Below are 20,398 nucleotides of genomic sequence, written 5' to 3'. Positions count from 1 at the left end.
CATCGAGCGCAGTATATAGGGGCGGGCGGACATCGTTTGTAATGTTTTATACCGGGGGCACCAGAGTCTCTGCAGGACTGAGACAGATCCTTGTGGCGCTTGTGGGAGTGAGCTTGCTCACGAAGGCGTCGTTTCGAGCGCCTTCTTTGCGGAGACCTTAATGGCCTCTTCGCGAGCAAGCTCGCTCCCACTGGGGTTGTGAGCTTTTTAGGTTTTGACGTTAGTCCAGCGCCTTCCAGATGTCGCCGGCGTACTCGCGAATAGTCCGGTCCGAAGAGAACCAGCCCATGCGTGCGGTGTTGAGCACCGCCGAGCGCCACCATTCCTTGGAATCGTGCCAGCGTTCCTCGACTTTGGCCTGTGCTGCCCAGTACGAATCGAAGTCGGCACAGACCAGGAAGCGGTCATAATCCAGCAGCTGATCGATAAGTCCCGCGTAACGGTTCGGATCATCCGGCGAGAACACGCCGCCACGAATCGCTTGCAGTACATCGTTCAAACGCCCCGATGCCGCCACGTCTCCATGTGCGTTGAATTCGCCTGCGCGCTTGCGGGCTTCGACCTGTTGCGAGGACATGCCGAAGATGAACATGTGCTCCAGCCCGACCTGCTCGCTCATTTCCACGTTGGCACCGTCCAGCGTGCCGATGGTCAGCGCGCCGTTGAGGCCGAACTTCATGTTACTGGTCCCTGAAGCTTCCAGGCCTGCCGTGGATATCTGCTCGGACAGGTCGGCTGCCGGGATGATGCTCTCCGCCAGACTGACGTTGTAGTTGGGCATGAACACCACTTTCAGCAGGCCACGCACCGTCGGGTCGTTGTTCACAGTCCGGGCGATATCGTTGGTCAGCTTGATGATCAGTTTGGCCGAGTGATAACTGGCCGCCGCCTTGCCGGCGAAGATCTTCACCCGCGGTACCCAGTCTGTGCCTGGCTCGGCTCGAATGGCCTGATACAGCGCGACGGTATGGAACAGGTTCAACAACTGGCGTTTGTATTCGTGAATCCGTTTGACCTGAACGTCGAACATCGCTGCAGGATTGACGGCAATACCCAGGCGTTCATGAATGATCGCGGCCAGTGCGCGCTTGCTGTGCAGGCGTTGGTCGGCCATCTGCTTGCGGAACGAAGACTTATCGGCGAACGGCTCAAGCTCTTTGAGGCGCGTCTCGGCATTGTCCAGAACGTCCTCACCCAGCGCTTCGACGAGCATTTCGGTCAGTTTCGGGTTGGCCTGGAACAGCCAGCGGCGGAAGGTGATGCCGTTGGTCTTGTTGTTGATCCGCTCCGGATAGATCTTGTGCAGCTCGGCGAACACGGTCTTGCGCATCAGTTGGGTATGCAGCGCCGAAACGCCGTTGACGCTGTGCGAGCCGAGGAACGCCAGGTTGCCCATGCGTACCCGGCGACCGTTGTCTTCTTCGATCAGCGACACCGCACGCAGCACGTTGACGTCGTCGACGCCTTTGGCGCGCAGTGTGTCGATGTGTTGTGCGTTGATCAGGTAGATGATCTGCATGTGGCGCGGCAGCATCCGCTCCATCAGGCCGACCGACCAGGTCTCCAGCGCTTCCGGCAGCAGCGTATGGTTGGTGTAGCCAAGGGTGCCAACGGTGATTTTCCAGGCGGTGTCCCACGGGATGTTGTGGTTGTCGATCAACTGACGCATCAGCTCGGCCACCGCAATGGACGGGTGCGTGTCGTTCATCTGAATCGCTGCATGGTCTGGCAGATCGGTCAGCGTGGCGTGCTGGTTCAGATGGCGGCGCAGCAAATCCTGCAGCGATGCGGAAACGAAGAAGTATTCCTGGCGAAGGCGCAGTTCCTGACCCGCTTCGGTTGCATCGTTCGGGTACAGCACGCGGGAAATACTTTCGGCGCGCACTACTTCGGCGACGGCGCCAAAGTGGTCGCCCGCGTTGAAACGTTCCAGATGCAGGTCTTCCACCGCACGGGCGCGCCACAGGCGCAGGGTGTTGACGCTTTTGCCACGCCAGCCGACCACAGGGGTGTCGTAAGCAATGGCCCGAACGGTTTCGCCCGGACGCCAGACCTGACGCGAGTCGCCCGCTTCGGTCACCACGGTGTCGACGCTGCCACTGAAGCCGATGGAGTAAACCACCTCAGGACGCTCGAATTCCCAAGGGTTGCCGAAGTCCAGCCAGTTTTCGGTCTGTTCCTGCTGCCAGCCGTCGACGATGCCCTGCCGAAACAGCCCGTGCTCGTAACGAATCCCATAACCGTGCCCGGCAATGCCCAGGGTCGACATGCTTTCCATGAAGCACGCTGCCAGACGACCCAGGCCGCCGTTGCCCAGCGCAGCATCCGGTTCAAGCAAGCGGATACGTTCGATATCCACACCCAGCTCGGTCAATGCTTCGCGAGCCACTTCCAGCAGGCCGAGGTTGCTCAGGCTGTCGTAGAGCAGTCGGCCAATGAGGAATTCCAGAGACAGGTAGTAAACGCGCTTCTGGACCTTGCGATAAATCTGCCGCGTGTGGTCCATCCAGTGTTCGACCATGTGGTCGCGGGCGGCAAGGGCAACAGCTTCAAACCAGTCATGCTCAAACGCATGGTCGGGGTCCTTGCCCACCGAATAGGTGAGTTTGGCGAGCACAGCGGCGCGGAAAGCAGCCACATCAGCGTCACGAACAAGTGGTTCCTGAGACATCGGTACAACCTCAAGTAGTCTGACGAATGGAAAACGGGATTCTTAGACTGTAGGCGTGTCGTCAGTTATTTCCTGAAAATAGTAGAAATAATTGAAGGCAGCGCCCTCGCTTCGACCCAGTGCAACGGCTCTGGTTCGCGCGCTGACCAAATTGGCAAAACGCTTGCATCGATCGTTCCATCCCGATCAATGACGTGCAGCATGCTGATTCTTCGTTTCGGGTTTATGATGCCAACGGCAGAATAATAGAAGCCTCTGAACTGGACTTATGGAGCACTTATGCAGACTTTGTACCCGCAGATCAAACCCTACGCCCGGCACGATCTGGCCGTGGAACAACCGCATGTGCTTTACGTCGATGAAAGCGGCTCGCCAGAAGGGTTGCCAGTGGTATTCATTCATGGCGGCCCTGGTTCCGGATGTGATGCGCACAGTCGCTGCTACTTCGATCCTAACCTGTACCGCATCGTAACGTTTGATCAGCGTGGCTGCGGTCGCTCCACACCGCATGCCAGCCTTGAGAACAACACCACCTGGAAACTGGTGGAAGACCTGGAGCGGATTCGCGAGCACCTCGGAATCGACAAATGGGTGCTGTTCGGCGGCTCATGGGGTTCGACCCTGGCCCTGGCTTACGCGCAGACCCATCCTGACCGTGTGCACGCGCTGATTTTGCGAGGCATATTCCTGGCCCGTCAGCAGGAAATCGACTGGTTCTATCAAGCGGGTGCCAGCCGTCTGTTCCCTGATTACTGGCAGGATTATGTCGCGCCGATCCCGCTGGATGAGCGCGACAACATACTGGCTGCCTTCCACAAGCGGCTCACCGGGCCGGACCAGATCGCCCAGATGCACGCCGCCAAAGCCTGGTCGACCTGGGAAGGGCGTTGCGCAACCTTGCGCCCCAACCCGCAAGTGGTCGATCGCTTCGCCGAACCGCACCGTGCGCTGTCCATTGCGCGCATCGAATGCCATTACTTCATGAACAAGGCGTTCCTTGAAGAAAACCAGTTGATTCGCGACATGCCAAAGATCGCGCACCTGCCGGCAATCATCGTCCACGGTCGTTATGACGTCATCTGCCCGCTGGATAATGCCTGGGAGTTGCATCAGAACTGGCCCGGCAGCGAACTGCAGGTCATTCGCGAGGCTGGCCACTCGGCATCGGAATCCGGTATCGCCGATGCGCTGGTGCGTGCCGCTGCAGAAGTTGCGCGCAACCTGCTCCACCTCCCGCCCGAAGAAGCATGACAGTAGTCTGGTATTGGTTTTGAGTCTGGAAAGGCATTTATGAAAGGTTTGTTGCAGCGCGTGCGAAACGCACGCGTCGAGGTGGGCAACGAAGTTGTCGGCGCTATCGATCAAGGCATCCTGGTGCTGGTGGGCATAGAGCCTCAAGACACTCGCGCCAGTGCCGATAAGTTGCTGCACAAGCTGCTCAATTACCGAGTGTTCAGCGATGCCGACGGCAAGATGAATTTATCCTTGCGCGAGGTGGGTGGCGGGTTGTTGCTGGTTTCGCAGTTCACGCTGGCCGCGGATACCAAAAGCGGGCTGCGTGCGGGGTTCTCGAAAGCCGCTGCTCCAGCGCTGGGTGCCGAGCTGTTCGACTATCTATTGAGTCAGGCCAGAATCGCGCATACCGCTGTGGCTGCGGGCCAATTTGGTGCGGACATGCAAGTGCATCTGATAAATGATGGCCCAGTGACATTTTTGTTCGATACATAAGCTACGATTTCATCGTTTCTCCCCTGAATTTTCCGGTCGAGTGGGAAATAAATTTCTTTGCCATACCTGATGCGTTGTGGCGCGCGCTGCTGGATAATCGCGCGTTACGGGGATCGACACTGTTGGTCCATTTGGTATGACAAAAGCGGTTCTGACACCTGATTGGGGAATCATTAAGCCCATTCGGAGTCGGAACAATGCTCGCCAACCCGGCATTGATAGCTGGCCGTTGGTTTTTTCATCTGTTTTTCGGCGAGGGTTGCTCGTGATTGTTAGTCCCTGTGATGCTCCAAAGACACCTGTCAAGCGGTTGCGTAGTGCACTTCTGGCAAGCTCGGCCCTTGTATGCCTGTTCAGTGCAGGTCAACTGTGGGCGTTCAATCTTGATGATGTAACGGCAAAAGCCAAAGAACTGGCCGGGCAGAAGTTCGAGGCTCCAAGGAGCAATCTGCCGAACGAGCTTCGCGATATGAAGTTTGCCGACTATCAGAAGATTCGCTTCCGTGATGACAAGGCCGAATGGGCGGGCGAAAAGACTCCGTTCAAAGTGTCTTTCTACCACCAGGGCATGCACTTCGACACGCCGGTCAAGATCAACGAAGTGACCGCCACCAGCGTAGACGAAATCAAGTACGACCCTAGCCGTTTTGATTTCGGCGATCTGAAGATCGACCCCAAATCCACCGAGAAACTGGGTTATGCCGGTTTCCGTGTCCTGTATCCGATCAACAAGGATGACAAGCAGGACGAAATCATGACCATGCTGGGCGCGAGCTACTTCCGCGTGATCGGCAAGGGTCAGGTCTATGGCCTGTCCGCACGCGGCATGGCAATCGACACTGCATCGCCGTCTGGTGAAGAGTTCCCGCGCTTCAAGGAATTCTGGATCGAGAAGCCGGGCCCGGATGACAACCATCTGGTGATCTTCGCGCTGCTCGACTCGCCGCGCGCTACCGGTGCTTATCAGTTGACCCTGCGTCCTGGCACCAACACTCTGGTTGATGTCAAATCGCGCATGTTCCTGCGTGACAAGGTCAACAAGCTCGGTGTTGCGCCATTGACCAGTATGTTCCTGTTCGGTGCCAACCAGCCTTCGCGTGTGCCTAACTACCGTCGCGAACTGCACGACTCCAGCGGTCTGTCGATTCAGGCTGCCAACGGTGAGTGGCTGTGGCGTCCGCTGAACAACCCTAAACATCTGTCTATCAGCAGCTTCTCGGTCGAAAACCCGCGTGGTTTCGGTCTGCTGCAACGTGGCCGTGACTTCAGTCAGTACGAAGACCTGGATGACCGCTATGACAAGCGTCCAAGCGCCTGGATAGAGCCAAAGGGTGACTGGGGCAAGGGCACCGTCGAGCTGGTCGAAATTCCGACTGCCGACGAGACCAACGATAACATCGTGGCCTACTGGAAGCCTGAGACTCTCGCAGAGCCAGGCAAGGAAATGGCATTCGATTACCGTCTGCACTGGACCATGCAGGAAAACTCGATCCACTCGCCGGATCTGGGCTGGGTCAAGCAGACCCAACGCTCCATCGGTGACGTGCGTCAGTCCAACCTGATCCGCCAGCCGGATGGCAGCCTTGCCTTCCTGGTCGACTTCGTGGGCCCGGTACTGGCCGCATTGCCGGAAGACAAGACCATTCGCAGCCAGGTGACCACTGACGACAACGTCGAGCTGGTGGAAAACAACCTGCGCTACAACCCGGTCACCAAAGGCTACCGCCTGACCCTGCGTGTGAAGGTCAAGGATTCCGGCAAGCCGACCGAAATGCGCGCCTACCTGTTGCGTGAAATCCCTGCCGAACCGGGCAAGGAACCTGCGCTGCTCGTTGCAGACAAAGCTGAAGAGAAAAAGGCTGCTGCCAAGGAAGCTGCCAAGCCGGCAGTTGCCAAGGAATCTGCCAACGACCAGGTAGAAATCGCCAAGGCCGACGCGCCGAAGCCTGAAGCCGCCAAACCCGAGACCGCCAAGCCTGAAGCTGGCAAGGCCGACGCTGCGAAAGGTAAAGGCGAGGTTGCCAAAGCCGATGCAGCCAAAGCCGACGCAGCCAAGGCTGACGTAGCCAAGGACAAGGACGGTAAAGAGATTCAGCAGCCTGAAACCGAGGCAGCACCCACCCATCCGGAACCGGCCAAGACGTTGCAAGTCATGACCGAGACCTGGAGCTATCAGTTGCCGAGCGATGAGTAATTCTCTACCGGTGCCAGTGTCTCTGAACGAGTACCTGGCGCATTTACCGATGAGCGACGAGCAGCGGGCAGAACTTGCCGGCTGCAAGACCTTCGCCGAGTTGCATGAGCGTCTTTCTGCGCAGCCGGTCAATGACCCTGCCGAGGCCGCTCAGGCTTCGGTGGGTCGCCGCCTTACGCTGACCACCGCAGACCAGCTGGAGGACGCCGAGATGCTCGGCGTCGATGCCAGCGGTCGCCTGTGCCTCAAGGCCACACCGCCGATTCGCCGGACCAAGGTCGTGCCAGAGCCATGGCGCACCAACATTCTGGTACGCGGCTGGCGTCGCCTGACCGGCAAGACCAACCCGCCCAAGCCAGAGCACGACGATCTGCCTCGTGATCTGCCCAAGGCGCGCTGGCGTACCGTCGGTTCGATCCGCCGCTATATCCTGCTGATCCTCATGCTGGGTCAGACGATTGTGGCTGGCTGGTACATGAAGGGCATTCTGCCGTATCAGGGCTGGTCGCTGGTTTCGCTCGACGAAATCACCCGTCAGACCTTCGTGCAGACCGCCTTGCAGGTCATGCCTTATGCCTTGCAGACCAGCATCCTGTTGCTGTTCGGGATTCTGTTCTGCTGGGTATCGGCCGGTTTCTGGACCGCGCTGATGGGCTTCCTGGAGCTGCTCACCGGTCGCGACAAATATCGCATCTCGGGTGCCAGTGCTGGCAACGAGCCGATCGAAAAGGGCGCACGTACTGCGCTGGTCATGCCGATCTGCAACGAGGACGTGCCTCGGGTTTTCGCCGGTCTGCGCGCTACGTTCGAGTCGGTCGCCGCTACAGGTGATCTGGATCGTTTCGATTTCTTCGTGCTCAGCGACACCAACGAGACTGACATCGCCGTTGCCGAGCAACAGGCCTGGCTGGACGTGTGCCGCGAGACCAAAGGTTTCGGCAAGATCTTCTATCGCCGTCGTCGCCGTCGCGTAAAACGCAAAAGCGGCAACCTCGATGACTTCTGCCGTCGCTGGGGTGGTGAATACCGTTACATGGTCGTGCTCGATGCCGACAGCGTCATGAGCGGTGAGTGCCTGACCAGTCTGGTTCGCCTGATGGAAGCCACGCCGGACGCCGGTATCATCCAGACCGCGCCACGTGCGTCGGGCATGGACACGCTGTATGCACGCATGCAGCAGTTCGCTACCCGAGTCTACGGTCCGCTGTTCACAGCCGGTCTGCACTTCTGGCAGCTGGGTGAATCCCACTATTGGGGTCACAACGCGATCATCCGCATGAAGCCGTTTATCGAGCATTGCGCCCTGGCGCCGCTGCCGGGTAAAGGTGCCTTCGCCGGTGCGATCCTGTCTCACGACTTCGTCGAAGCTGCGCTGATGCGCCGTGCCGGCTGGGGCGTGTGGATTGCTTATGACCTGCCGGGCAGTTATGAAGAATTGCCGCCCAACCTGCTGGACGAACTCAAGCGTGACCGCCGCTGGTGCCACGGCAACCTGATGAACTTCAGGCTGTTCCTGGTCAAGGGCATGCACCCGGTTCACCGTGCGGTGTTCCTGACTGGCGTGATGTCGTATCTGTCGGCACCGTTGTGGTTCTTCTTCCTCGTGCTGTCCACAGCCTTGCTGGCGGTGAACACACTGATGGAGCCGACCTACTTCCTTGAACCGCGTCAGCTGTATCCACTGTGGCCACAATGGCACCCGGAAAAAGCCGTTGCGTTGTTCTCGACCACCATCGTCCTGCTGTTCCTGCCTAAACTGCTCAGCGTCATTCTGATCTGGGCCAAGGGCGCGAAAGGCTTCGGTGGCAAGTTCAAGGTCACTGTCTCGATGCTGCTGGAAATGCTCTTTTCGGTGCTGCTGGCACCGGTGCGCATGCTGTTCCACACCCGCTTCGTACTGGCCGCTTTCCTGGGCTGGGCCGCGACCTGGAACTCGCCGCAACGCGACGACGACTCCACGCCGTGGATCGAAGCCGTGAAGCGTCATGGTCCACAGACACTGCTGGGCGCATGCTGGGCCTTGCTGGTGTTCTGGTTGAACCCGAGCTTCCTGTGGTGGCTTGCGCCGATCGTGGTGTCGTTGATGCTGTCGATTCCGGTGTCGGTGATTTCCAGCCGTACCAATCTGGGCGTCAAGGCGCGTGACGAGAAGTTCTTCCTGATTCCTGAAGAGTTCGAGCCGCCGCAAGAGCTGATCTCTACGGATCAGTACACCTACGAGAACCGCTGGCACGCCCTGAAACAAGGCTTCATTCGGGCTGTGGTAGATCCTCGCCAGAATGCTCTCGCCTGCGCCCTGGCAACCTCGCGTCACCGTCAGGCACAGCCGATCGAAGTCGTGCGTATGGAACGTGTTGATCAGGCTCTGAAGGTAGGCCCGGCCAAACTCGGCAATCAGGAACGTCTGATGCTGCTGAGTGACCCGGTCGCCCTTGGCCGCCTGCACGAGCGCGTCTGGAGCGAAGGTCACGAAGAGTGGCTGGCTGCCTGGAGAGCTTCCATCGAAGCTGATCCACATGCGCCCTTGCTGCCTTTGCAGCCTGTAGGTAAAGCGTCGGAGCCGGTCCCGGTCTAAGACTGCCCGGCTATGAAAAAAGCCCCTGCCGCTTAGCGCGTCGGGGGCTTTTTTATTGGGCTTTGTGGCACATAAATGCACAGGACATGGTCAAGACGGGTTCTCCAGAACACCGCTCGTTCCTCACGCTCCAGCGTGGGAATGCAGTTCATGACGCTCTGCGTCGCCAGAGGACGCAGAGCGTCCAGACCGGCATGCCCACGCTGGAGCATGGGCACGATAGTGTTATCCCTGACGACGCTCGTTCCACACGCTCCAGCGTGGGAATGCAGTTCACGACGCTCTGCGTCGTCAGAGGACGCGGAGCGTCCAGACCGGCATGCCCACGCGGAGCATGGGCACGATGGTGTTATCCCTGACGACGCTCGTTCCTCACGCTCTAGCGTGGGAATGCAGTTCACGACGCTCTACGTCGTCAGAGGACGCGGAGCGTCCAGACCGGCATGCCCACGCGGAGCATGGGCACGATAGTGTTATCCCTGACGACGCTCGTTCCTCACGCTTCATCAGCGTGGGAATGCAGTTCACGACGCTCTGCGTCGTCATAGGACGCGGAGCGTCCAGACCGGCATGCCCACGCGGAGCATGGGTACGATAGTGTTATCCCTGACGACGCTCGTTCCTCACGCTCCAGAGACGCTCTGCGTCGTCAGAGGACGCGGAGCGTCCAGACCGGCATGCCTACGCGGAGCATGGGCACGATAGTGTTATACCTGACGACGCTTGTTCCTCACGCTTCATCAGCGTGGGAATGCAGTTCACGACGCTCTGCGTCGCAAGAGGNAGACTGGCATGCCCACGCGGAGCATGGGCACGAATCCCTGACGGCGCTCGTTCCTCACGCTCCAGCGTTGGAATGCAGTTCACGACGCTCTGCGTCGCAAGAGGAGGCGGAGCGTCCGGACCGGCATGCCCACGCGAAGCATGGGCACGATGGTGTTCGCCGGGCCGCCTGTGGGTGCAATGGTGGTTCAGCTCACCCTGAACTTCCCCACCAATGTCTGCAAGTGAGTGCCCAGTCTGGCGAGTTCGACGCTGGAGGCTGCGGTTTGCTCGCTGGCGGCGGCGGTCTGTTCGGAGATGTCGCGTACGCTGATGACGTTACGGTTGATCTGTTCGGCAACCACGCTCTGTTCTTCGCTGGCGGTGGCGATCTGTTCGTTCATGTGCTGGATGGTCGCCACCGTACGGGTGATCTGCTCCAGCGCGCTTCCCGCGCGGCGGCTCAGTTCAACGGTGTTGTCAGTCAGGGTGCGGCTGTTGTCCAGCGTGGTTGCGACCTGCTGAGTGCCGGTTTGCAGTGCGGCGATCAATTCCTCTATCTCTTCTGTGGACTTTTGCGTGCGTTGCGCCAGGCCACGTACCTCATCGGCGACCACTGCAAAACCACGCCCGGCTTCACCGGCGCGAGCTGCCTCAATGGCCGCATTCAGAGCCAGGAGGTTGGTTTGCTGCGAAACAGACTTGATTACGTCAAGAACGCCGACGATCTTGTTGCTTTCCAGCTTGAGTTCGCTCATCGACTGGGTAGAGTTCACCACCTCGCGAGCCAGTTGCTCGATCTGACTGATTGCCCGCCCTACAACCTCGTCACCGCTGCGGGCCTGTTGGTCCGCCTGAGCCGCGGCCTGGGAAGCCTCCTGAGCATTGCGCGCGACTTCCTGCACCGTCGCGGCCATTTCATTCATGGCTGTGGCCACCTGGTCGGTTTCGTCTTTCTGACTGGTGACCCCGATGCAGGTCTGCTTGGTCACCGCTGACAACTGCTCGGCCGCGCTGGCGATCTGCGATACGCCCTCGCTGATACCGCCGACCAGCTCGCGCAGGCTGACCGTCATGGTCTGCATACTGCATTGTAACTGACCCATTTCGTCACGACGGGTCACCGACATGTCCCGACTCAGATCACCCTGAGCGATGCGTGCTGCGACAAGCAGCGTCTGCTGTAACGGTACGGTGATCTGCCGGGTCATGACCCAGGCGGCCAGCAACCCGATCAGCAGCGCCAGGCCCGCAACACTGCTCAGGGTGGTGCTGGAATTGACTGCTTCGCTGTCGCGCTGAGCGGTTTGCAGACGGTTCAGCGCGGCGACCGAGTCCAGCAACTGCTCGCCGAGACTTCTCATAAGTTCCTGGTCCGCCTCGGCTTTGGTCTGTATCTGTTTGAACTCGTTGAGCCTTTCCCGATAGCCTTGCAGGGCTGTAGTGGCGGCTGCCAGGCCCTGAAGGCTTTCACTGTCCTCGTCCTGCCCGATCTGCCCGATTTCCTTGAGTGCTTCGTCGATGGCGACAATGGCTGCGGCTTCATCGGCATCGCGAGTGGTGAAGGTGTAGGCCTGTACCTGATAACGAGCGGTCTGCACCTGCTGCCTGAGCTGGGAAATGTTGGTGAATTCCTCCATCCGCTCAGTGCTGTCCTGTTCCTGGCTTACGCTCTTGAGCACCTCACTCTCAACCAGTGCGATGGCCTGCAAGGCCTGCTCTGACGTCTGCTCCAGGCGGGTGCGTACCTGGTTACGGGTCTGACGGTTGGTCCGGACGTCGGCGAAGGTTTTCTCGAGTCTGCTTACCGTCTCAAACTGTCCGTTGAGCAGCGTAGTGGTTTCTGCCTCCAGGCTCTGTCGGTGCAGCGCTGTGAGCTGGGCTTTCATTTCGTTGAGTTTGTCTGTCACCAATGCCGTGCTTTCTGGCGTTTTTTCCACGCGATCGGTGATGCGTTCGGCACGCAGGTCTTTGGTGAGGCTGTTGAGCTGGGCAATGTCCGAGAGCGACTCGGAGCGGTCGATCATGGTGTACAGGCCATGCCAGCCGGTCAGTGTGATGATCAGCGTCAATAGCAGCACCAGGCCGAAACCCAGGGACAGCTTGAATCTGACGTTCATGTTGCCGAGCGCGTGATTGATCAGTCGGAACATTGGAATCTCCTGCAATGAGCGAACAAAAGCATGTTCCGGGTGAGTCAGAACATGCGTTGTGAGCGCATCGGCGTGGTGATTCATTGCGTGACCTGAGAAGGTCGTAGGATATTTCCGAGCACGAAAGAGGGGTGAAAGGTGTCACGTTTTTGCGGGAAAAGAAGCCCGCGCTCAGTGCTGGCGCGGGCTGGATGCTGCCAGGTCAGACAGTAAAGCGACTCACCAGCAACTGAAGATGGTTGCCAAGTCTTGCCAGTTCGACACTGGACGCCGCGGTCTCTTCGCTGGCCGCAGATGTCTGTTCGGACACATCGCGGACATTGATGATGCTGCGGTTGATCTCTTCTGCGGTCGCGCTCTGTTCCTCGGCGGCCGCTGCAATCTGCTGGTTCATTGCCTGGATAGCCGAGACGGTTTTGGTGATGTTTTCCAATGAGCCACCGGCCCGACGTGTCAGCTCAACGCTACTGGTGCTCAGTTCCCGGCTGCTGTCCATGACGGTTGCGGCCTGCTGTGTGCCGCTTTGCAGACGGGCGATCAGCGCTTCAATCTCTTCGGTAGACTTTTGCGTGCGCTGCGCCAAGCTGCGCACTTCATCGGCGACCACGGCAAAGCCCCGACCCGCTTCACCGGCGCGGGCGGCCTCGATGGCGGCGTTCAGCGCCAGCAGGTTGGTCTGTTCCGCGACCGACTTGATGACGTCCAGCACGCTGCCGATCTTGTCGCTTTCCTGTTTCAGAGCGCCCATGGCTTCGCTGGAATTGCCCACTGCAGAAGCCAGGCGCTCGATTTGCGCAATGGCTTCGTTGACCACTCGCTCACCATCACGGGCCTGCTGGTCGGCGGCGACGGCTGCTTCAGAGGCTTCTTCGGCGTTGCGCGCGACTTCCTGAACGGTGGCAGTCATTTCATGCATGGCGGTGGCGACCTGATCGGTCTCGACCTTCTGGCTGTTGACCCCGGCACTGGTCTGTTCGGTGACCGCTGACAGCTCTTCCGCCGCGCTGGCGATCTGGGTCACGCCATCGCGAATTCCGCCTACCAGCTCGCGCAGGCTGACGGTCATGCGCTGGATCGTGGCCTGCAGCTTGCCCAACTCGTCCTTGCGATCAACGTTGAGGTTGCGGCTCAGGTCGCCCGAGGCCACCCGCTCTACGACCTCAAGGGTCTCCTGCAGCGGGGTGGTGATCTGGCGAGTGATGACCCACGCCGCGAGAATGCTCAGCATCAGCGCCAACGCCGTAGCGGCAGCGATCATCGTGACCGACTTGGCGCTGTCTGCGTCACGGCTCTTGTTCTGCCGGATGATCAGGTCGTTGCTGGTGTCGAGCATGCTGACGCCCAACGTGGTCATTTTATCCAGTGCGGCCTTGGAGGCGGCCTGGGCATCGCGGTAGCGGCCCACAGCCGCGCGGTAGCCATTGAGCCCGGCGATGGCCTGTTGCAGCATGGGCGAATAAGTGGAAGAAATGTCGCCAGCCAGCGTGTTGATCCCGGTCACCGCGTCATCGATGGCCTTATTGGCATCTTTTTCGAAATCGGGACGGCCGCTGTAGGTGTAACCACGTACCTGAAAACGCGCCTGCTGAATCAGCTTGCTGACGCCGACGATGCCATTGAAGGCCAGGATGTTATCTTCCTTGAGCAGTTCGGCTTCGATCCTGTCGGCCTGATCCACCGCCTTGTCGGCGTTTTCGCCCATCTGGCTGCGGCTCGCTTCGCGGGTTTCGATCGCCTTGCTCATGTCCTCGAAGGACTGGCGGTAGTCGCGGGTCGCCTGAATCTGGGCATCCAGCAATTGCAGGTTCTCGGGGGATCGCAGCAGGTTCCTGGCGCTTTGCAGCGCGGCGTCCAGCTGATCGAGCGTATTTCTGACCTTCGCTGCGGTCTCTGCGTTGTACAGCGCCTCGTAGCTCATACGGTTGATGCGCAACTGAAGGGTCAGCTCATTGACCTGCGCAATCGCAGTAACACGGTCCCCACGATCAATAAGGGCCTGATTGCTGAACCAGCCGGTGGCCGAAATCATCAGCGTCATCAACAGCACCAGGCCAAAGCCGATCGCCAATTTCAGGCTGACACTCGCATTGGCGAGGCTTTTGGATAACCCACGAGACATGATCACTCCTTGACGTCTTTTGCTCTAAGTATGCAATTGCATCGGCCAGTTATCGGTTAACTGAAGCGATTGAGTCGACACTGACAGCTTAGAACAAGCGGGCGAGAAGGGCCGTTACAGCGGTTTCGACGCGCAGGATACGTTCGCCCAATTGCACGGGCTGCAAACCTGACTGACGCAACAGATCGATTTCGTAGGGTATCCAGCCCCCTTCAGGGCCGATGGCCAGCGTGACTTGCTCTGTGACCGCACGAGGGCAGGCGGGGAAATCACCGGGATGGCCAACCAGGCCCAGTGTGTCGAGCGCGATCTGCGGCAAGCGATCTTCAACGAAAGGCTTGAAGCGCTTTTCGATGACGATTTCCGGCAGCACAGAATCGCGTGCCTGCTCCAGCCCAAGAATCAACTGCTCGCGAATGGCCTCGGGCTCCAGAAATGGCGTCTGCCAGAAGCTTTTTTCAACCCGGTAGCTGTTCAGCAGGATGACTTTCGGCACGCCCATGGTTGCGATGGTCTGGAACACCCGACGCAGCATCTTGGGGCGTGGCAGTGCCAGCAACAGGGTGAGGGGCAGTTTTACCGGCGGGGCGCTATCCAGCGAAACACGCAGCTCTGCTTCATGAGGCTCAAGGCGCAGCAGTTCGGCGCTGCCCAGCAGGCCATTGATGCGGCCGACGCGCAGACTGTCGCCGATCTCTGCGCGATGCACCTCCTGCATGTGCTTCAGGCGGCGGTCACGCAGGACCACCCGGTCAGCCGCAATGAAATCAGCTTCCTCAAGCAACAGCAGGTTCACGGTGTGGTCGCGGGCGGCTGATCCTGCTTTTCAGCGTCCTCGGCCTGATCGTCCGGATGTTCGCCACGCTTCTTGATCATCTTGCTGCACAGTACGCCCAGCTCGAAGAGCAGCCACATTGGCACCGCCAGCAGCGTCTGCGAGAAGATGTCCGGCGGCGTCAGGATCATGCCTACCACGAAGCAGCCGATGATCACGTAAGGGCGGATCTTCTTCAGGTATTTGACGTCGACGATGCCGATCCACACCAGCAACACCACGGCCACCGGGATTTCGAAGGCCACGCCGAAGGCGAAGAACAGCGTCATCACGAAGTCCAGATAACTGGCGATGTCGGTCATCATCGACACGCCTTCTGGTGTAACGCTGGCGAAGAAGTGGAAAATCAGCGGGAAGACCAAAAAGTACGCGAAGGCCATGCCTGCGTAGAACAGGATGATGCTCGACACCAGCAATGGCACTGCAACGCGCTTCTCGTGCTTGTACAGGCCTGGCGCGATAAAGCCCCAGATCTGGTGCAGGATGACCGGCATGGACAGAAACAGCGCGACCATCATGGTCAGCTTGAACGGCGTGATGAACGGCGAGGCCACGTCGGTGGCGATCATCGTCGCGCCTTCAGGCAGGTAGACGCGCAGCGGGGCCGACACCAGCGTGTAGATTTTCTGCGTGAAGTAAAACAGACCGGCAAAAATCAGGAACACTGCCGCGACACAACGCAACAGACGTGTACGCAGCTCGGTGAGGTGCGAGATCAGCGGCATTTGCTGATCGTTTTCCGGGATATCAGCGCTCATGGTGCTCGCGGTGGCAATGACGAATCGTGGGCGGGAGGCGTCGGGACCGGTGTGCCGGCGTCAGCCGGTTTCGCGGTTTTCTCCAGCGACAGCTCGGTCTTCGGCGCCGCAGGTTGTGCCGGGCCGATTTCGTGGTGTGCGGCTTCATCGTGCGCGGGGCTTGCCGCTTCGGCTGCTGCCGGTGCGGGCGACGGGTTTACCGGCTCGGAGCCGTTCTCGGGCGGCTGATTGGGCGCGAACATTTTGCGCGCTTCGTCTTCCAGCGAAATAATGTGCTCGTTGTGCAGCTGCCGACGAATTTCGTCGGCCCCGATTTCACGTTCAACTTCCTGTTTGATCGCATTGAAGCTGCGCTTCAACCGGCCGATCCATAGGCCTGCGGTGCGTGCCGCACCCGGCAGGCGCTCGGGGCCCAGTACCAGCAAGGCAACCAGGCCGACAAGCAGCAGTTCAGAGAAGCTGATACCGAACATGGGCTTAAACCTGGTCTTTGCGGATCGGCTCGTCGACTTTGTGCGCCTGCGCGTCGATGGTATGCGGCTGGTTCAATGGCGAGCCCTGAGGGGCAGCCTGTGCCTGCTGCGGCTGAGGTGCAGGCTGTTCGGCTGGCTTGTCGTCGTCATTCATCGCCTTGCGAAAGCCCTTGATCGACTCACCCACGTCGCTGCCCAGACCCTTGAGCTTTTTGGTCCCGAAAACCAGTACCACGACGATCAGGATGACGATCCAGTGTTTCCAGTCAAAAATACCCATGAAACAGTCCTCGTAAAAGATTTCAAGCTTGAAAGGGGAGAGCGTTATTCTGCCGTGCGGGCGGCTTTTTCCGCGTGGCCGGACAAGCCGAATCGGCGGTCCAGTTCATCGAGCACGGCTTGTGGGTGCTGACCCAGCGCTGCGAGCATCACCATGCTATGAAACCACAGGTCTGCGGTTTCATAGATTACGTCGCTGCAATCACCGCTGACTGCAGCGTCCTTGGCAGCGATGATGGTCTCGATCGATTCTTCGCCGAGCTTTTCCAGAATCTTGTTCAGGCCCTTGTGATACAGGCTGGCGACGTAGGAACTATCGGCAGCAGCGTCCTTGCGTGATTCCAGCACCTCAGCCAGGCGGGATAACGTATCAGTCATGTTCAGTGGCCTGCTGAGTAAATAGCGTCAGGATCTTTCAAAACCGGGTCGACGGTCTTCCAGCCTGAATTTTCATACACTCGATAGAAGCAACTTTCGCGGCCGGTATGGCAAGCGATGCCGCCGATCTGCTCAACCATCAGGATAATGACATCGGCATCACAGTCCAGGCGCAGTTCATGGAGCTTTTGCACATGACCTGATTCTTCACCTTTACGCCAGAGTTTGCCACGCGAACGCGACCAATAGATGGCACGGTTCTCGGACGCCGTCAGGCTCAGGGCCTCGCGGTTCATCCAGGCCATCATCAATACCCGGCCGGTCTTGTGATCCTGAGCAATTGCAGGCACCAGACCGTCGCTGTTCCAGTGAATCTCGTCCAGCCAGTCTTTCATATCTACTCCGGCAGCCGGCGTTCATGCCCGGCGGATTGAACAGTGTGCCAGCGCCATTCGCTGCTGGCTATCGGCGAACGATCAGATACAGCCCGGCAATCAGCATGATCGCCGCTGGCCAAGCGGTGAGCGTCAGCAGTTGTGTGGCTGCCTCGCTCATCACCCAACCCTGTATCGCGCCACCTACCAATAACGCTGCACCGATAAGCCGCAGGACCGGCTCGTCCTTGCGCTCCTGCCAGGGACGTGGCGGATCCGAAGCATGCGGGCGAGACATGCGCTCCAGCAGATCGCGGGTCATGCCCGCGATATGCGGCAGTTGCTCGACCTGTGATTGCAGATTGCCCAGCAAGGTTTTCGGGCTGACCCGCTCACGCATCCAGCGCTCCAGATAAGGCTGCGCGGTGCTCCACAGGTCCAGATCAGGGTACAACTGACGACCCAGCCCCTCGATATTGAGCAGGGTCTTTTGCAGCAGAACCAATTGCGGCTGGACTTCCATATTGAAGCGGCGCGCGGTCTGAAACAGGCGCATCAGCACCTGACCAAAGGAAATATCCTTGAGCGGCTTCTCGAAAATCGGCTCGCAGACCGTGCGGATTGCAGCTTCGAATTCATTGAGCTTGGTCTCTGCCGGCACCCAGCCCGAATCAATGTGCAGCTGCGCAACCCGACGATAATCACGCTTGAAGAAGGCAAACAGGTTACGGGCCAGATAATCCTGATCTTCCGGCGTCAGGCTGCCGACGATGCCGCAGTCGATAGCAATGTATTTCGGGCTCCACGGGTTGACCGTGCTGACGAAAATATTGCCGGGGTGCATGTCGGCGTGGAAGAAACTGTCGCGAAATATCTGGGTGAAAAAGATTTCCACGCCGCGCTCAGCCAGCAGTTTCATGTCGGTGCGCTGGTCGGCCAGCCCGGCCATGTCGGTGACCTGCAGGCCGTAGATACGCTCCATGACCAGCACTTTGGGGCGGCACCAGTCCCAGTAGACTTGTGGCACGTAGAGCAGGTCCGAGCCTTCGAAGTTGCGACGCAACTGGCTGGAGTTGGCGGCTTCACGCAGCAGGTCCAGCTCGTCGTAGATGGTTTTTTCGTAATCCATCACCACCTGCACCGGGTGCAGCAGGCGTGCGTCGGCTGACACGCGTTCGGCCATGCGGGCAAGGATGAACAGCCACGCGAGGTCCTGGCCAATGACCGGCTTGAGGCCTGGGCGTACCACTTTCACCACGACTTCTTCGCCAGTCTTCAAACAGGCGGCATGCACCTGGGCGACCGAAGCAGACGCCAGCGGGGTTTCGTCAAAGCGACTGAAGACGTCGCAGATGCGTGCGCCCAGCTGTTCTTCGATGAGATTGATGGCCACCTGCTGGTCAAACGGCGGCACGCGGTCCTGCAGTAGCATCAGTTCGTCGGCGATGTCCTCGGGCAGCAGGTCGCGCCGAGTAGACAGCAGTTGCCCGAACTTGATGAAAATCGGCCCCAGGTCCTGCAATGCCAGACGAAAGCGTACGCCACGGCTCAGCTCGGATTTACGCCGTGGCAGCCAGCGCCAGGGCAGCACGAAACGCACCGCGAGCATCCACCAGGGCAGGGGCAGGGCGAACAACAGGTCATCAAGGCGATAGCGGATAACGACACGTTGAATGCGAAACAGACGGCGGACGGCAAGCAGCTTCATGCGTTATCGCTGGTATTGAGGGAGTGGGCGAGGCGGGCAAAGCGCGCCTCGAGACGGTCCAGATCGAGTTTGATCTGATCGAGTTCGGCGAATCGTGCTTCGGCTTCGTGCTTACCCACCAGCGTACGCGATTCTTCGCTGAGGTAGTCGGCAACGTTCTGGCTGAGGCTGGTGAAACTTTCACGTGTCCAGCGTCCACTGCTACGCAGTCGGCTGCTGAACAACTGAGTGGCCACCGGGCCGACCCAGTTGGACAGTTCATGTTCCCAGTCCAGTTCCAGGTCCTGAAGAATGCCGACCAGTTCCAGCAGTACGCCACTGTCACCGTCCAGCTCGACGTCGGGGCCATGTAGCACGGCGGTCTTGTCCTTGCTCAGGGCCAGACGCAGCAGGCTGGAGGCTGGCGCACGCAAGGTGCAGTCGGCGTCGGCAGCCCAGTCTGCGGCCAGCAGCAGACCTTCGTCACTGGGCAGGATAAAGATTTTCAGGGACGGATCGCGACAGTCCACGGCAATGACATGCCCGGACAAGCGCGCCATACGCGGTAGCGCGGTGCTGTCCAGGCGCAACACGCGATTGATGCCGTGCTCGATACTGGCGAGCAGCCCCCGGAGCAACATCAGGGTTTGATACCGCGATGCAAGGCCACGACGCCCGCCGTCATGTTGTGGTAGGTCACACGGTCAAAACCGGCTTCGACCATCATCGACTTGAGGGTTTCCTGGTTGGGGTGCATGCGGATCGATTCGGCCAGATAGCGGTAGCTTTCCGAGTCATTGGTGACCAGTTTGCCCATCAACGGCATGAACGCGAACGAATAGGCGTCATAGGCCTTGGACATGAGCTTGTTGGTCGGCTTGGAAAACTCCAGCACCAGCAGGCGTCCACCGGGCTTGAGCACGCGCAGCATGGAACGCAGAGCGTCTTCCTTGTGCGTCACGTTGCGCAGGCCGAAGGCGATGGTCACGCAGTCGAAATGGTTGTCCGGGAACGGCAGCTTCTCGGCGTCGGCCTGGACGAACTCGACGTTGCCTGACACGCCAAGGTCCAGCAGGCGGTCACGGCCGACCTTGAGCATGGAGGCGTTGATGTCAGCCAGAACCACTTGCCCGGTCGGGCCGACCAGGTTCGAGAACTTACGGGTCAGGTCGCCCGTGCCGCCGGCAATGTCGAGCACGCGGTTGCCGGTACGAACGCCTGAAAGCTCGATTGCAAAACGCTTCCACAGACGGTGCATGCCACCGGACAGCAGGTCGTTCATCAGGTCGTATTTGGCTGCAACCGAATGGAAAACCTCAGCGACTTTTTCTGCCTTCTGGCTTTCCGGTACATTTTTGTAACCGAAGTGAGTCGTAGGTTCGGCATCGCTGCCTTTGCGCTGATCGTTCATA

General features: G+C 59.3%; 16 protein-coding genes and 1 pseudogene. 4 read left to right on the top strand and 13 right to left on the bottom strand.

The genetic code is table 11. The annotated features are described in order from the left end of the window. Positions 1-220 precede the first annotated feature (220 nt). Positions 221-2,671 (bottom strand): glycogen/starch/alpha-glucan phosphorylase, encoded by a 2,451-nt coding sequence (locus AO068_RS10055; RefSeq protein WP_057403108.1) that lies wholly within the window; start codon positions 2,669-2,671, stop codon positions 221-223. A gap of 279 nt (positions 2,672-2,950) precedes the next feature. On the opposite strand from AO068_RS10055, the gene pip reads away from it, so the two are divergent. From pip to mdoH, 4 genes are all read left to right on the top strand, one after another. Further along, positions 2,951-3,922 (top strand): prolyl aminopeptidase, encoded by a 972-nt coding sequence (gene pip / locus AO068_RS10050; protein ID WP_058408283.1) that lies wholly within the window; start codon positions 2,951-2,953, stop codon positions 3,920-3,922. A 39-nt stretch (positions 3,923-3,961) separates the two neighbouring features. Next, complete coding sequence (dtd, locus tag AO068_RS10045) at positions 3,962-4,399, top strand: D-aminoacyl-tRNA deacylase (RefSeq protein ID WP_058408282.1); 438 nt, start codon at positions 3,962-3,964, stop codon at positions 4,397-4,399. A gap of 265 nt (positions 4,400-4,664) precedes the next feature. Next, positions 4,665-6,593, top strand: a complete 1,929-nt coding sequence (locus AO068_RS10040; protein WP_058402810.1) for a glucan biosynthesis protein G — start codon at positions 4,665-4,667, stop codon at positions 6,591-6,593. Further along, positions 6,586-9,168: a glucans biosynthesis glucosyltransferase MdoH gene (gene mdoH / locus AO068_RS10035; RefSeq protein WP_004666504.1), complete on the top strand. Its 2,583-nt coding sequence runs from the start codon at positions 6,586-6,588 to the stop codon at positions 9,166-9,168. The genes AO068_RS10040 and mdoH overlap by 8 nt, the downstream gene beginning before the upstream one ends. A 971-nt stretch (positions 9,169-10,139) precedes the next feature. Here mdoH and AO068_RS29715 read toward each other — a convergent pair. From AO068_RS29715 to ubiE, 12 genes and pseudogenes are all read right to left on the bottom strand, one after another. Further along, the gene (locus AO068_RS29715; RefSeq protein ID WP_371911682.1) at positions 10,140-10,856 is read right to left on the bottom strand and encodes a methyl-accepting chemotaxis protein; all 717 of its coding nucleotides are present in this window, start codon (positions 10,854-10,856) and stop codon (positions 10,140-10,142) included. A 141-nt stretch (positions 10,857-10,997) separates the two neighbouring features. Next, positions 10,998-12,050: pseudogene (locus AO068_RS29710) on the bottom strand (methyl-accepting chemotaxis protein); the annotation flags it as partial. Positions 12,051-12,285: 235 nt separating this feature from the next. Further along, positions 12,286-14,121: a methyl-accepting chemotaxis protein gene (locus AO068_RS10025; RefSeq protein WP_404944478.1), complete on the bottom strand. Its 1,836-nt coding sequence runs from the start codon at positions 14,119-14,121 to the stop codon at positions 12,286-12,288. Positions 14,122-14,290: 169 nt separating this feature from the next. Further along, positions 14,291-14,998 carry a 16S rRNA (uracil(1498)-N(3))-methyltransferase gene (locus tag AO068_RS10020; RefSeq protein ID WP_058408279.1) on the bottom strand — a complete coding sequence of 236 codons (708 nt, stop codon included), beginning with the start codon at positions 14,996-14,998 and terminating at the stop codon, positions 14,291-14,293. Further along, positions 14,995-15,795, bottom strand: a complete 801-nt coding sequence (tatC, locus tag AO068_RS10015; protein ID WP_058402815.1) for a twin-arginine translocase subunit TatC — start codon at positions 15,793-15,795, stop codon at positions 14,995-14,997. The genes AO068_RS10020 and tatC overlap by 4 nt, the downstream gene beginning before the upstream one ends. Then, a complete protein-coding gene (gene tatB / locus AO068_RS10010) occupies positions 15,792-16,268 on the bottom strand; it encodes a Sec-independent protein translocase protein TatB (RefSeq protein WP_058408278.1) in 477 nt (158 codons plus the stop codon). Before tatB ends, tatC begins: the two co-directional genes overlap by 4 nt. A 4-nt stretch (positions 16,269-16,272) precedes the next feature. After that, a complete protein-coding gene (locus AO068_RS10005) occupies positions 16,273-16,548 on the bottom strand; it encodes a twin-arginine translocase TatA/TatE family subunit (RefSeq protein WP_002551630.1) in 276 nt (91 codons plus the stop codon). A 44-nt stretch (positions 16,549-16,592) separates the two neighbouring features. Then, complete coding sequence (locus AO068_RS10000) at positions 16,593-16,925, bottom strand: phosphoribosyl-ATP diphosphatase (protein WP_002551631.1); 333 nt, start codon at positions 16,923-16,925, stop codon at positions 16,593-16,595. A gap of 2 nt (positions 16,926-16,927) precedes the next feature. Continuing rightward, positions 16,928-17,320: a phosphoribosyl-AMP cyclohydrolase gene (hisI, locus tag AO068_RS09995; RefSeq protein WP_002551632.1), complete on the bottom strand. Its 393-nt coding sequence runs from the start codon at positions 17,318-17,320 to the stop codon at positions 16,928-16,930. A gap of 67 nt (positions 17,321-17,387) precedes the next feature. After that, positions 17,388-19,007, bottom strand: coding sequence for a ubiquinone biosynthesis regulatory protein kinase UbiB (gene ubiB, locus AO068_RS09990; protein ID WP_057401435.1), 1,620 nt, complete (start codon positions 19,005-19,007; stop codon positions 17,388-17,390). Further along, a complete protein-coding gene (locus AO068_RS09985) occupies positions 19,004-19,627 on the bottom strand; it encodes a ubiquinone biosynthesis accessory factor UbiJ (RefSeq protein ID WP_058402817.1) in 624 nt (207 codons plus the stop codon). The genes ubiB and AO068_RS09985 overlap by 4 nt, the downstream gene beginning before the upstream one ends. Then, positions 19,627-20,397 carry a bifunctional demethylmenaquinone methyltransferase/2-methoxy-6-polyprenyl-1,4-benzoquinol methylase UbiE gene (ubiE, locus tag AO068_RS09980; RefSeq protein ID WP_002551635.1) on the bottom strand — a complete coding sequence of 257 codons (771 nt, stop codon included), beginning with the start codon at positions 20,395-20,397 and terminating at the stop codon, positions 19,627-19,629. The genes AO068_RS09985 and ubiE overlap by 1 nt, the downstream gene beginning before the upstream one ends. Position 20,398 lies beyond the last annotated feature (1 nt).

It is taken from the genome of Pseudomonas sp. ICMP 3272 (genome assembly GCF_001466905.1).
GTDB classification, from domain to species: Bacteria; Pseudomonadota; Gammaproteobacteria; order Pseudomonadales; family Pseudomonadaceae; genus Aquipseudomonas; species Aquipseudomonas amygdali.
Note: the sequence above shows the minus strand (reverse complement) of the source record. Positions and strands in the feature narration are given on the sequence as shown.

Coding starts and splice junctions, on each gene's coding strand:
- AO068_RS10055 (WP_057403108.1), bottom strand. CDS start 2,671: ATGTCTCAGGAACCACTTGTTCGTGACGCTGATGTGGCTGCTTTCCGC.
- pip (WP_058408283.1), top strand. CDS start 2,951: ATGCAGACTTTGTACCCGCAGATCAAACCCTACGCCCGGCACGATCTG.
- dtd (WP_058408282.1), top strand. CDS start 3,962: ATGAAAGGTTTGTTGCAGCGCGTGCGAAACGCACGCGTCGAGGTGGGC.
- mdoH (WP_004666504.1), top strand. CDS start 6,586: ATGAGTAATTCTCTACCGGTGCCAGTGTCTCTGAACGAGTACCTGGCG.
- AO068_RS29715 (WP_371911682.1), bottom strand. CDS start 10,856: ATGAATGAAATGGCCGCGACGGTGCAGGAAGTCGCGCGCAATGCTCAG.
- AO068_RS10025 (WP_404944478.1), bottom strand. CDS start 14,121: ATGACGCTGATGATTTCGGCCACCGGCTGGTTCAGCAATCAGGCCCTT.
- tatC (WP_058402815.1), bottom strand. CDS start 15,795: ATGAGCGCTGATATCCCGGAAAACGATCAGCAAATGCCGCTGATCTCG.
- tatB (WP_058408278.1), bottom strand. CDS start 16,268: ATGTTCGGTATCAGCTTCTCTGAACTGCTGCTTGTCGGCCTGGTTGCC.
- AO068_RS10005 (WP_002551630.1), bottom strand. CDS start 16,548: ATGGGTATTTTTGACTGGAAACACTGGATCGTCATCCTGATCGTCGTG.
- AO068_RS10000 (WP_002551631.1), bottom strand. CDS start 16,925: ATGACTGATACGTTATCCCGCCTGGCTGAGGTGCTGGAATCACGCAAG.
- hisI (WP_002551632.1), bottom strand. CDS start 17,320: ATGAAAGACTGGCTGGACGAGATTCACTGGAACAGCGACGGTCTGGTG.
- ubiB (WP_057401435.1), bottom strand. CDS start 19,007: ATGAAGCTGCTTGCCGTCCGCCGTCTGTTTCGCATTCAACGTGTCGTT.
- AO068_RS09985 (WP_058402817.1), bottom strand. CDS start 19,627: ATGTTGCTCCGGGGGCTGCTCGCCAGTATCGAGCACGGCATCAATCGC.
- ubiE (WP_002551635.1), bottom strand. CDS start 20,397: ATGAACGATCAGCGCAAAGGCAGCGATGCCGAACCTACGACTCACTTC.